Origin of the sequence: Salegentibacter echinorum, from assembly GCF_900129445.1 — a bacterium.
In the GTDB taxonomy this organism is placed as follows: Bacteria; Bacteroidota; Bacteroidia; order Flavobacteriales; family Flavobacteriaceae; genus Salegentibacter; species Salegentibacter echinorum.
The window spans coordinates 363408-375691 of record NZ_FQVT01000001.1 but is presented as its reverse complement, the minus strand read 5'-3'; the positions used below and the strand labels follow the sequence as shown (position 1 = coordinate 375691).

At 37.0% G+C, this 12284-nt stretch carries 11 protein-coding genes; 6 read left to right on the top strand and 5 right to left on the bottom strand.

Features of this window, described 5'->3' with window-relative positions; all coding sequences use genetic code 11:
- Positions 1 to 376: 376 nt before the first annotated feature.
- From BUA71_RS01755 to BUA71_RS01745, 3 genes are all read left to right on the top strand, one after another.
- Positions 377 to 1156 carry a HipA family kinase gene (locus tag BUA71_RS01755; protein ID WP_072876092.1) on the top strand — a complete coding sequence of 260 codons (780 nt, stop codon included), beginning with the start codon at positions 377 to 379 and terminating at the stop codon, positions 1154 to 1156.
- Entirely contained in the window at positions 1146 to 1538 is a 393-nt protein-coding gene (locus tag BUA71_RS01750) for a DUF3037 domain-containing protein (protein ID WP_072876090.1), read from the top strand. Before BUA71_RS01755 ends, BUA71_RS01750 begins: the two co-directional genes overlap by 11 nt.
- Before the next feature lie 227 nt (positions 1539 to 1765).
- On the top strand, positions 1766 to 3058 hold the full coding sequence (locus tag BUA71_RS01745; protein WP_072876088.1) for a chloride channel protein: 1293 nt from the start codon (positions 1766 to 1768) through the stop codon (positions 3056 to 3058).
- Between the two features lie 114 nt (positions 3059 to 3172).
- Here the strand turns inward: BUA71_RS01745 and BUA71_RS01740 are convergent, their stop codons facing one another.
- Both BUA71_RS01740 and BUA71_RS01735 read right to left on the bottom strand, forming a co-directional pair.
- Complete coding sequence (locus BUA71_RS01740) at positions 3173 to 4429, bottom strand: MFS transporter (protein ID WP_217653600.1); 1257 nt, start codon at positions 4427 to 4429, stop codon at positions 3173 to 3175.
- Between the two features lie 377 nt (positions 4430 to 4806).
- The gene (locus tag BUA71_RS01735; RefSeq protein ID WP_072876086.1) at positions 4807 to 6267 is read right to left on the bottom strand and encodes a sodium:solute symporter family protein; all 1461 of its coding nucleotides are present in this window, start codon (positions 6265 to 6267) and stop codon (positions 4807 to 4809) included.
- A 488-nt stretch (positions 6268 to 6755) separates the two neighbouring features.
- Between BUA71_RS01735 and BUA71_RS01730 the strand changes: the two genes are divergently transcribed.
- Positions 6756 to 7403, top strand: a complete 648-nt coding sequence (locus BUA71_RS01730) for a hypothetical protein (RefSeq protein ID WP_072876084.1) — start codon at positions 6756 to 6758, stop codon at positions 7401 to 7403.
- 17 nt (positions 7404 to 7420) lie between these two features.
- Positions 7421 to 8272, top strand: a complete 852-nt coding sequence (locus tag BUA71_RS17460; RefSeq protein WP_072876082.1) for a hypothetical protein — start codon at positions 7421 to 7423, stop codon at positions 8270 to 8272.
- Between the two features lie 163 nt (positions 8273 to 8435).
- Here the strand turns inward: BUA71_RS17460 and BUA71_RS01720 are convergent, their stop codons facing one another.
- The gene (locus BUA71_RS01720) at positions 8436 to 9020 is read right to left on the bottom strand and encodes a thioredoxin family protein (protein ID WP_072876080.1); all 585 of its coding nucleotides are present in this window, start codon (positions 9018 to 9020) and stop codon (positions 8436 to 8438) included.
- Positions 9021 to 9349: 329 nt separating this feature from the next.
- Here BUA71_RS01720 and BUA71_RS01715 point away from each other — a divergent pair, with 329 nt between their 5' ends.
- Positions 9350 to 10210, top strand: coding sequence for a formate/nitrite transporter family protein (locus BUA71_RS01715; protein WP_072876078.1), 861 nt, complete (start codon positions 9350 to 9352; stop codon positions 10208 to 10210).
- Positions 10211 to 10667: 457 nt separating this feature from the next.
- On the opposite strand, the gene BUA71_RS17960 is transcribed toward BUA71_RS01715, so the two are convergent.
- Both BUA71_RS17960 and BUA71_RS17765 read right to left on the bottom strand, forming a co-directional pair.
- The gene (locus tag BUA71_RS17960; RefSeq protein ID WP_317040882.1) at positions 10668 to 11276 is read right to left on the bottom strand and encodes a DUF3471 domain-containing protein; all 609 of its coding nucleotides are present in this window, start codon (positions 11274 to 11276) and stop codon (positions 10668 to 10670) included.
- Positions 11277 to 11351: 75 nt separating this feature from the next.
- Complete coding sequence (locus BUA71_RS17765; protein ID WP_317040881.1) at positions 11352 to 12239, bottom strand: serine hydrolase domain-containing protein; 888 nt, start codon at positions 12237 to 12239, stop codon at positions 11352 to 11354.
- Positions 12240 to 12284: the final 45 nt, after the last annotated feature.

Below are 12284 nucleotides of genomic sequence, written 5' to 3'. Positions count from 1 at the left end.
AAAACAAGTATTTATGAATTTAGGAATACAAATGCAATGCTGTTAAGTACTATTAAATTACGTAGAGTTCGTTAAAATAAACTACCTCCGGGCAAGCCCACGAGGTATTATAAAGGAGTAATAATTTAATTTCGAAGCAAACCTCAGAGCATTTAAATCTCTATTATCGAATAAATTGCAAGAAATTGTAAAAAATTGTTCTTGAAGAAAGGATTGGAACCTATCCATAAAAACTCTTTTTATTTTACTTGTATTTTCTTCGCAACTCTCGTTGAACGCCACAATTATCCCCTGTTTTCGTCCTGCTGCGAATAAAAACAGCTACCTCCATTCCTGATGTTTTATTTCTAAACAGATCCTTAGTATCTTTGCCGTTATGATAAATCCCGATATTCGAACTGTAAATGTTGTTCAGTATATTAAACCTTTGCGCGAAGGTGGTTCGCTTCCCGCTATCGTAGAAGCTGATGACGGTTTTCTCTATGTTCTAAAATTTAGAGGAGCAGGACAGGGAAAAAGTGCGCTTATAGCAGAATTTCTTGGAGGGGAATTGGCCCGTGCTATAGGCTTAAAAGTTCCCGAATTGGTTTTTATGAATCTCGACGATTCTTTTAGCCAAACTGAACCTGACGAAGAAATTCAGGATTTATTAAAATTTAGTGTTGGGCTGAACTTGGGGTTGCACTTTTTGTCTGGAGCTATAACCTATGATCCTTTGGTTTCTGAAATCGATGGAATTACCGCTTCTAAAATTGTACTGTTAGATAGCTTAATTAGCAATATAGACCGTACCCACAAGAACACCAATTTACTACAATGGCATACAGAAACCTGGGTTATTGATAATGGGGCAAGTTTCTATTTTCATCATAACTGGCCCACCTGGAAAAATCATTTAACCAGAACATTTCCCCTAATAAAAAACCACGTCCTTTTAGCTAAAGCCTCCCATTTATTGGAAGCAGCTAAAAAAATTAAGGAAATTCTTAACCAGGATACCGTGGAAGCTATTGTTTCTAAAATTCCGGAAGATTGGTTAACAAATGAAAAAGAAACCATAACACCTAATGATAAAAGAGCAGCTTATATCACCTATTTAGACGCTAAAATTTCTATGATTGACACCCTCGCAAAAGAAGCCCAGGATGAAAGATAGAGTTACTTTTGAATATGCGATTATTAGACTGGTACCAAAAGTGGAACGCGAAGAGTTCTTTAATATTGGCGTTATTCTTTTTTCTAAACGGAAAAAGTTTTTGGGGGTAAAATACTTTGTGAATACCAAAAAGTTGGATGCTTTTTCATGTGAGGTTAATATGGCTCAAATTGAAGCGTATTTAGAAGCCTGGCAATTAGTATGTGAAGGAAAACCCGATGCAGGTGTTATTGGCAGCCTGGAACTCTCTGATAGGTTTAGATGGCTGGCAGCTTCCAGGAGTACTATTATTCAGAGTTCGCCTACCCACCCCGGCTTATGCTACAATCCTAAAGAAACCCTGGATGATTTATTTAAGAAGTATGTCCTGAATTCGCCTTAAAAATGAATTATTCATTATGCGCAATGTATTTCGCCGGGCATAAACTTAGTGGTATCCATTTTTGTGTTTTGTCTTTACGCAATTAGGAAAACTTTGCATCTGGCGGTTTGATCCGGATTTTTGTAATTTTTCAGAAGTTGACTTTTTAATAATATCATTTTATAAAATAACTAGCAGATAAAATTTTGATATTTGCAAACGCAAGTTGTAAAAAAGATTTAAAGAGCATGAGAAAAAGCGTAGTTAGAAAAAGTTATGTAAATTTAATAGTGAGCTCTATCATAATTGGAGTTCTGGCTACTTTCCTGGCGGTTTCCTTAAAACGTCTCACCGAGTTTTTTGAAGAGCATATTTTTAATGCAGTTATTACTTCTGGTTGGTCCCTGCTGTTTATTATCTTGCCTTCCATTGGTATTACCCTAGTCTATTTTGCTCGGAAACACCTCTTCAAAGGCAAGAAAAATAAAGGAATAAAAGAGATATTTCACACCCTCGATCATCGCCGGGATGAACTGCCTTTCTATAAAGTTCCTTCTCATTACCTCAACGGATTTCTAACCATTATTTTTGGTGGCTCTACGGGAGTTGAAGTTTCTACTGTGGTTGCAACTGCTGCAATGGGTGCTTCTTTACATCGTAAAGATAAGGTTCCCAATGCTTTTAAAACTGAATTAATCTGTGCCGGGGTAGCTGCCGGAATTGCAATTCTATTTGCCAGCCCAATCGCCGGATTTCTATTTGCTGTAGAAGTTATTGCCAGAAAAATCACTAAAACCATCGTTCTAAGTTGCGCAATAGCCGTTTTCACCGCCTGGTTGTTTCTTCATTTTAATGAAGTGGGACAACTCTTTGATTTTTCAGTCATCACCTGGAATAAAGAGGCCCTGCCTTTTATGGTTTTACTAAGTGTTTTAGCAGGACTAACAGCGGTTTATTTTACCAAGAGTGTAATCATCATTAAAGACAAAATTGGCGGAATTAAAAACAATTTTCTTCGTGTAAATACTGGTGCCTTGTTGGTAGGAATAGGTATTTTCTTTTTTCCGCAGCTGTATGGTGACAGCTATCACGCAATAACAGAATTAATGCACGAGAGTGTGCAGGGTATATTCTCTGCAAAATTTGCCCTGGTCCTACTCGCCCTGGTATTTTTAAAACCACTGGCTGCATCTTTAACTTTAGGGGCCGGTGGGGATGGCGGTGTATTTGCTCCCAGTATTGTGGCCGGTGCTATTTTAGGAATGTTTATAGCAATAGTTTGCAATCACTTTTTTAACACAGAACTTATTGTGCTAAATTTTGCACTAATTGGGGCAGCAGCTATGCTTAGCGCGGCAATTCACGCCCCCCTTACCGCCCTATTTCTCGTCTGCGGAATAGTAAGTGACGGCTTTATCTTATTTTTCCCAATTTTAATTGGATCTTTTATTGCAAAGTATGTCGCGAAATTAATATGTAGCTATACGGTTTATAGCTATAAGTCGAACTTTTCAGGACATGTTTCCGGTTTCCGTAGATAGTTTTTGGAAATATTAAATCAAATTGTCTTCTAAAATATATAGAAACCTATCGATTAGATTTTTATTACTTCAGAAAATATTCAGAAAAATAATTTAGTCTAAATAATTTCAGACTTAACTCTTCGCAATTTCTCCTTTGGGCACTTGTGTTTTCACTAAAACTGCACCGATGGCCGCAAGGACAGCACCAATAATAAAAGGCACTACGAAGCCGAAGCGAATGGCATAACCCGTTAAAAAAGCGCCCAGGGAAATTCCCAGACCAAAAGCCACGGTAAGCACCGATAGCTGTGCGGCAGCCTGACCTTTTTTCGCCAAATCACCGGCTAACGCCAGTGCGGGGGCAAAAACCATAGCAGCGCTAATCCCGTGTAATGCTCGTGCGGTTATCATATGCCAGGGTTGCGTGGCAAGCCCTTCAGCAATAATAATGGGGATTAAACATACCAAACCTATAATTATAAAAATACGCCTACCGTATTTATCACTTGCTTTCCCAATTATGGGTTGCAATATAGCCATAGAACCAATAAGTGCGCTAAATTCTACGGAAAAAAGAAAAGCACCCTGAGAAAGTCTTTCGTTAACTTCCAATTCTATAGGTGCCAGCAAAGCAAACCCCATACTCATAAATAAGGTTGCAAGGCCAAGGGTGAAAATAGGATCCAGAAACTTCCCGGGCTCGCGCGATCTAAACCGAATAATCATCCCTTCGGAATTTGGCTCTATATCCTCGGGATCATGTACAAAAAATGCCACCAATAAAAAACTCACTAAAGCGGCAATGGCAGCTAAGGCAAAGGCTGCCATAAACCCATTAAACTCACCTACTATTGGAAGGTGATAAGGCCCGCCCTCAACCAGAGCGCCACTTGCTAATGGACCAATTCCAAAACCAATAAGCCTAAAGGCATTATAAACTCCCATATTACCACCACGATTCCCATTGGAGCTTACTTCACTTACCAGTGCAAGGGTTGCTGTAATCGTTAATGCAGCTGCTAATCCCTGTATAGCCCTAATTATTAAAAGTGCTGTATAATTATGCGCTATGGAATAAGAAAAATTGGCCAACATAAAAATAAACAGACCAACCAGGACAAACAGCCGTCGCTTTCCCATTTTATCTGATATACGACCGGTAAAAGGCTGACAAAAACTACTTACCAGGCCAAAAAGCCCTATAACAAGGCCTGTAATAAGCGATTCTGAAAATCCGAAAAAATCTCCGGTTACTTCGCCGCTTGCTATATAAAGCGGTAGTACTACAATTAAAAAAGAATTACCCAGGGCATCGGCCATTCTGGCAATTCCTAACACGATTATACGAGAGTCGGTTCCGAAGATGGTTTTTGAGCTGTTATTTTTCACGCGACAAAGCTAAGGCTTTAAACAGGGAACAAATCTTAGAAATTCCTTAAACTTTTAACCTGGGATTCATTAAAAACATTGTTGTTTTATAAAATTATCAGAAAGGAAAATCAGTAATTTATCACGACTGTCCGGCAAAGAAACAAGATCGCTTCACTGCAAGAAAAAAGAGAAAAGACTAAACTCTAACTAACTGAGAATCCTGCTTTTTTCATAAGTGATATACTTCAATTAACTCTTTTTCGTGAAGATTTTTAATAGCAAGGAGGATAATTATGAAATCGCTTTTGGGCTTTGCTATAAAAGAGAACATGCTAATTGGTTATATTTTTATCGGACATCAATGATAATTTATATTTTAATAAAACACAGATTATCTACTCATATTTTCGGTTCAAAATATTGGCTTTACGTATAAATCTCCTGCTTTTCTCTTTATCATTTTTAGTCATAAAACTAATGCCTATATATAAAATAAGCGAAATGGAGATACCAATTAAAGCCTGTGTAACCGAAGCGATTTCCCAGGCAATAGGTAACGGTAACCCAAGTGCAACTAATAGATTATAAGTGGAAAATATTAATCCGAAAAGCATAGAAATTGTCGCTGCTTTATCTGTTCCCCGCACCCATAGAAACCCAAATACTAAAGGTATAAAAGCCCCGCTGGTAAGAAAATCTGAACCTATCCATGAAATCGTTAAAACCGATTTGATTTTTAAAGCTATCAATAAAGCCAGGGCTCCAATGATAAAGGTAGAAACTCGACCTACCCTCACGCTAAGGGCATCACAAGCGGCGGGATTAATGTACTTTTTATAAATATCTACGCTTAGCGATAAAGCGCCGGTATTGATAAGAGAGTCCATAGTGGACATTATTGCGGCACTTAACCCAACAAAAAGAATAGAACTTATTACGGGATTTGAGATATTACTTATCATACTGGGCACAATCCCACTTTCTGGAACAGTATCGTAAAAAACCGAAGCAAACATTCCGGTATAAGTTACCATAAGGTAAAGCGGAATAAAAGCGATAAAACTAATTACCATCATTTTTTTGGCATCGGTAGCTTTTTTTGCCGCTGAAATTCGTTGCCAAATATTTGCCTGGATCATCCAGGAAGTACCAAATGTAATCACATATGCCAGGTTATCTGATACATCATTAAACAACGAAGTATAACCGGTTTTATTATTAGACGATGCGGTTGCTTTTACCGCCTCTAACCCACCAGATTCATTATAGGCAATATAAAACAGGAAAATTCCCGTAAATAAAAAGAATAAAAACTGAAGCAAATCGGTAAGTACCACGCCTTTAAATCCGCCAAACAGGGAGTAGGTTAATACGATTAAAGTACCTATAATCGCTCCCGTTTGATAGCTGAGATCAAAAAAAGCCTGGAAAAATTTACCGACTACGATTACCTGTACCGAAGCGGCAATTACCATAAAAATTATAATAAAAATGGTAAGTAATAATGAAACTGTACTGTTATAGCGTTGTTCCATTAACTGGGATTGCGAAATAGAGCCAATATTTCTAATGCCTTTAGCAAATACATACATAAGTGCTGTGGCTATTAATACCGGCACGCCGTAAATCCAAAAAGAACTAATCCCATTTCTATGGGCGTGATCTACAAGGTCTATGGCAGATCCCCCACCCCACCAGGAAGCTATAAAAGTGATTGCCAGTAACCAGGCAGGAAGTTTACGGGAAGCCAGGAAAAAATCTTCACTATTTTCACTCTTTCTATTCCAAATACCAACCGCGGTAATTCCTACGGTATAAATCACTAAAAATAGAATACCAATATTTGTACTCGGCATGTTTCTACGCTAATTTTCGCTGTTTACAAATTCACTTAAACTAAGGTTCTTTTTCTAAATAATTATGGCAGATTAAAAAAACCTGAGCATATTTTGCGAACAAAATCTTTGAAATTTTGGTCGAAGTTAGGCTTTTCTTTAAAACGAAACCAATAAGCAATTTGGAAATGTAACCGTTTGGTGACAATTGGAAATATGATTAGCTATTAAGTTGAGTGCTGCTTCAACTTAAACCGGTAAAAGAGCCAATCGGGATAACAAACCGGACACTTACAGAAAAGGGTTAAATGGTTAAATTTTAACCAAAGAGCAATGATATAAAAGATGGGTTTACTATTCTTAAGGATTTCTAGACTTAATAATAGGATCAATAATTTTTTAATGCTTAATTAACAATCATTTAGGTTGTTATTAATTATTTCTACTTATTTAAGCATTAATTTAGTTAATATTAAATATTTAAAACAACCAATCAAATATTAAAAATTATGGCAGAAATTAAAATTGAAAAAAAGAAACCAATCTGGCCGTGGATTCTTATTATCGTATTAGTCATTCTTGCATTGCTGTATTTTCTCGTCTTTGCAGACAATGATGCCGATGATGATTTTTCTGATACCGATGATATGGAACAGGTAGAAACGAGGGATTCTTTAGAGATTGAAGGTAATCAAGAAAATACAGATACCTGGGAAAATGAACAACTTAATGACTCCTTATCGGGTGGTTTTGCATCTTTATCTTCAGCTTATTATGCTGCTATAGAAGATGACGATAAGTTGGGAAGTGACAGCACCTACACAAATAATGCGCTTTTAAAGCTCGTAGATGCGGTAAATGCTAAAGCATTGGAGTATGATTTAGATTCAAATCTAGATCAAATACGAAAAGAGGTTATGAATACTTCAGAAAATACTAAAAGTATTTCTTCGGAAAAAATAAAGAACACCGGTGATAAAGTAATAGAAGCTTTGGAAGAACTTCAGCAGAAAGAATTTCCGCAGTTATCAGAGCAAATTGAAGCGGCAAAAAAATCTTTATCGGCAATAGAAACCGATAAAGAAATGTCTAATCAGCAGGATGAGATAGAAGCGTTTTTTGATAAAACAGCCGATGTTTTAAGGAAGATGAACTAACCATAAAGAATAAAAACATGAAAAATAAAAAGAAACATTTATATTATTTAAACGAACTCTCCGACTATAAGGTAGCGAGCAATTATTCTGATGTTACCGGTTGGAGCGTTAAAGACAAGGACAATCGCGTAATTGGGAAAGTTGACAATTTATTGGTAAATAAAGATTTGGAACGCGTAGTTTATCTCGATGTAGAAGTAGATGAAACCATTATAGAAGCCAATCACGATCCCTACGGAAAGCCGGCAAACGCGGAGGTGCATGAATTTGTGAACAAAGAAGGAGAAAACCACATTATTATTCCGGTGGGATTGGTAGATATAAACAATGACCAGAAATTTGTTTATACCAACACTATAGATCATCAAACCTTTGCTGAAACTAAACGGATAAGAACAGGCGCAAATATTAATCGTGAATATGAAGAAGCGGTAATGGGATCATACAAACGCAAACGAGTTGTTGATACTTCCCGTGAAGATAAGGCAGCAATAAAAAAATCGCCTTATAAAGCTGATCGGGAAAAAGAACAGCGCCACATGGAGCAAGATTCTAATAGAGAATTTACCAGGGAGGAACTAGAGAGGGAAAAAGCCGATCTTAAACAAAAACGTAAAGAGCTGGAAGAGGAACGTGTAAAATTAGAGCAGGAAAGACTGTTATTGGAAGAAGAGCGTCAACGCCAGGATCCCGAATTTTGGTCTAACAAAAAAAGAGAAGCTTTAACTGATAGTGAAACTCCGGGTAAATCTCCTAAAAACGTAGAAAGCCATAAAGAAAGACCAAATCACCGCGGAATATCAGAAAGTGACGATTCTTTTTATGACCGGGAAGAATTTGACGGTCAGAATTACAGAGGAAAAGGATAATACATCCCCACAAACTACCTCGCAGCAAGTTCACGAGGTATTATAAAAAAAGTACTAATTTGTTTGCGAGGCAAGCCTCAGAGCATCTTTAAAAAACATCGATTATCGAGTAAAAAAGCAACGAAACTTAATAGTCTCGTTGCTTTTTTTAATTCAGGCTTACTTAAATATGGCTAAGCAAGCTAATAAATTCCTGCTGTATGGTATTGGTTTTATCTTTCGCATACCAGGTATGCAGTTCTTTTTCAAATTCTTCCCAGTTTCTACCCTGCGGCTCTTTTTTCCAATTCATTAATAGTTCCTGCGCCGGTGCAGGCCTTGGGCCCCAACTAAACAGTTCATCTCCAGCTTCATTAAAAGCCACCAATTTGGGAATAGACTTACTGCCGTTAGTGTGATGTTTTTCGATAAGTTTTGGGTTTTCGTCGCGCAGAACCACGCTAAGCTTTACATTTTTCGCAGCGGCGGCCATCTTTCCTATTACCGGTAAAGACTGGGCGCTATCTCCACACCAGGCTTCGGTAATGACCATCCAATGCTGCGGCTGCTTTATATTCTCCAAAAGCTTTAATAATTCAGGCTTAATTTTTATCGTCTTATTTAACCGCCTCATCCTTCTTTTGTTGAGTGCGGTAAAGTCGGCCAGAACTTCAGTTTGATTTTCACCAGATGTTTTCCCGGCCTTTACCAATTCTTTGGTCCATTCATAAAATTCATCGTAGCTAAATACAGGTTTATTGATATCCATAAAATAGATTTCTATATTTTTAAGTTTGTATTTTCTTTACGTAAAATTAGAAATTCTTGTTTACTTAAAGATGCTATCTTGATATGATTTTAAACAGGTATTTAGCTAATTAGAATTGGTTAAAAGCTCTGTATCTTCAAAAAGTCAAATATTTTTTGAAGTAAGTAACATAAAGGTAACCGGAATTATAGATAATATAATTAGCAGAAATTATTTTTTTCTTAAAAATAGGTTGTGCGTAGATACAATTAAAAATCTTATGGTATTTTGCAAAAAATAATAGGTGAAATTTTCACAGAATAAACGGCCTATTTAAAAAGTTGAATGCTATGAGTGACGACCTAAAAGAAGAACAAAAACAGCAAAAAGTTGATTCAGAATTAAAGAAGTCTGATTCTTCTGATGAAGCAAAATCGAAAAGTCATGGCGAGATTTTAAAAGATCAGATCATTGAAGGCCAGGAGATCTACGATCGCAGCTCCGGGAGTATCTTTTTAAGCTCTTTCTCGGCCGGTTTGGAAATTGGTTTTACTTATCTTTTGCTCTGTACTCTATTTTATTTTCTTACGGGAATCGTTGCTGAAAAAGTGATTTTTAAAATGCTTGCTTTCGTTTACCCCTTTGGCTTCCTTATGGTCGTTTTAGGACAATCTATTTTATTTACAGAACAGACTTCTTTATTGAGCTTACCTGTTTTAAATAAAAAGCAATCGATTTGGAACTTACTCAAACTGTGGGGCGTGGTTATCCTGGGGAATTTAATTGGTGGTTATCTCATGGCGCTTGTGCTTATTTGGATAGGCCCCAAACTGCATATTTTCGATATGCAAACCGTAGAAAAAATTGCAGTTCATGTGACCGATGCAGACTCGTTTACCATTTTTATAAGTGCAATTCTTGCAGGTTGGCTTATGGGCTTACTTAGCTGGTTAATTACCTCCTTTAAAGACAGCGTAAGCCGAATTCTTGTGATTTTTGGAATCACAGCGACCATGTCCTTTACCGGGTTACACCATAGTATTATAGGAAATATTGAAGTTTTTGCAGGGTTAATTAGCACTCCAAAAGTTGTGCTTTCAGACTATCTCACGTTTCAGAGTTTAGCTTTATTTGGAAATGCAGTTGGCGGTGCGGTCTTTGTTGCACTTTTAAAATACCGGGCTTTTATTGTAAACATTGGAGTGGATTAAGGTTAATTTGTATGGTGATTTTTCACAAAGTTCTGGCTAATAAAAACTAATTAGGCAATATTCCAAAGGCATAAGAATACAAAGAATTAGTAGTGATTCTGCTTAAGCACGAAAACTCCATTTATAGATCGAAAAACTTATTTCTTTTTAGAATTCTATTTTACTAAAAAAAGTACGACTTATAGTCTGAATAATCAGCGTTTTTTCTACATTTCGTAAAAGAGTTCAACTCAAAAATCTGCCAAAATTCTAGACAAATTAAATCATCTAGAAATTATTTTTTCGAAGCCAACTTTACAAAAACTATTAGGCTATAATTTAGCACTACGTTGATAATAACCTAGCTTGTTGCTCAGAAGCTTTCTACTTTGCTCAAAACAGGCGCAACTGGCGGAATAAACAATACTTATTGTTAGAAGAAAAGATTCCTCCTTCGGCGGAATGACAGCCCAAACTACTACTCTACCCGTTTAAAGTCCAAATCCTGAAAATCATAACTAAAATCGGTTAAAGGCGAAATTGGTTTGATGGTGAAGCCATTCGCACGGCCTTCTATATCTAGTGTAAAATTCACAAAAGCATCGGCTTTAAGGGAAGCATCATTCCATCGTACTACATAGATGGTGCCTTTATAAAACTGCATTTTACCAGTTAGATCAGATGATTTTTTAGATTCAAAAGAAAGTTTTCCATCTTTTTGCTTTTCTATTTCAACCTTTCCAAACCAGGCGTCTTTATAAGTTCCGGTATAATTCTTAGGCTTAGGTTCTAAAGCTTTATTTCCTTCGTTTCCGGAAATTGCTTTTTCAACTTCAGAGGTAATGCTATCGGCACGTTTTTCAGCTTTTAAACGAGCATCATTATAATCTTTTACCCGGTTTTTACCGTTTATACCAAAATAACCATCTTTAATGGAATTGGTTATTGCCCTAAAGGCAGCTCCAGACTGCTGATTAGTAAGTACGATAATACCAAGATTCATTTCGGGTATCAAGGTCACCTGACTTACAATTCCCAGCAATCCACCGGTATGCGTTGCTTGAAAATAACCATTTACATCACTCAAAAACCAACCCAATCCATAAGCGGAAAAATGGGTGTTATATGGACCTTTTCCACTTTTAATGATGGTTTGCGGTGTCTACATTTCCCGGTGTTGTTTTTCGCTGAAAAGACTATCCTGTAAACCAGGACCATACTTGCCGTGATTTAGTCTTGCCTTTACCCAGGTGGTCATATCGTTTATAGAAGCATAAATACCTGCAGCAGGAGTCGCAATCTCGGTAAATGTTTCTCCGGTAATTTTCAACTCTCCATTTACCGGCGCGTGACCATCAATGCGGTTATCATCCTCAGCGATTTCTTTTGTATTCATCGTAGCTCGTTCCATGTTTAAAGGCTCAAAGAAATACTTATCGATATAATCATTGTAGGTCATTCCAGAAACCCTGGCAACAATTTCTCCCGCTACGATATATAACAAATTGTCGTAATCATACTTAGACCGAAAAGAAGAAACCGGTTTTAAATACCTTAAATTATGGATCATTTCGTCCATTGTGGTAGTATTTGAAGCTGGAAAAACCATAAGGTCCCCGGCTCCAAGTCCCAATCCGCTGCGATGGGTTACCAAATCCCTCACCGTAAACTCACTGGTCACATAGGGGTTGTACAGTTTAAATTCAGGAATAATGTTGGTTACTTTGGTATCCCATTCCAATTCATCCTTATCTACCAGTTGTGCCAAAGCTGCGGTGGTAAAAGCCTTGGTATTGGAAGCCACTCCAAAAAGCGTTTCGGTAGTTACGGGTTTTCCCGTTTTTAGGGACCGTTTTCCATAAGCTTTTTTTGAAACTATTTCGCCATCCTTTATTACAGCTACAGCCATACCCGGCACATTAAAGGTTTTCATACTTTTTTGCACCAAACTATCAATTTGCTGCGGACTCAAAGCTTGGGAAAATACGGTGAACTGGTTTAAAAATAAAAATAAGGATAATACGAAAACTCTCGAGAATAGCTTTTTCATAAGTTGATTTTAAAGAGATTAAGTTTTAAATTTTAAAAACTTCTG

Bases quoted from the DNA above. Each gene is read 5' to 3' on its own strand.
- BUA71_RS01755 (WP_072876092.1), top strand. From the start codon at position 377: ATGATAAATCCCGATATTCGAACTGTAAATGTTGTTCAGTATATTAAA.
- BUA71_RS01750 (WP_072876090.1), top strand. From the start codon at position 1,146: ATGAAAGATAGAGTTACTTTTGAATATGCGATTATTAGACTGGTACCA.
- BUA71_RS01745 (WP_072876088.1), top strand. From the start codon at position 1,766: ATGAGAAAAAGCGTAGTTAGAAAAAGTTATGTAAATTTAATAGTGAGC.
- BUA71_RS01735 (WP_072876086.1), bottom strand. From the start codon at position 6,267: ATGCCGAGTACAAATATTGGTATTCTATTTTTAGTGATTTATACCGTA.
- BUA71_RS01730 (WP_072876084.1), top strand. From the start codon at position 6,756: ATGGCAGAAATTAAAATTGAAAAAAAGAAACCAATCTGGCCGTGGATT.
- BUA71_RS17460 (WP_072876082.1), top strand. From the start codon at position 7,421: ATGAAAAATAAAAAGAAACATTTATATTATTTAAACGAACTCTCCGAC.
- BUA71_RS01720 (WP_072876080.1), bottom strand. From the start codon at position 9,020: ATGGATATCAATAAACCTGTATTTAGCTACGATGAATTTTATGAATGG.
- BUA71_RS01715 (WP_072876078.1), top strand. From the start codon at position 9,350: ATGAGTGACGACCTAAAAGAAGAACAAAAACAGCAAAAAGTTGATTCA.
- BUA71_RS17765 (WP_317040881.1), bottom strand. From the start codon at position 12,239: ATGAAAAAGCTATTCTCGAGAGTTTTCGTATTATCCTTATTTTTATTT.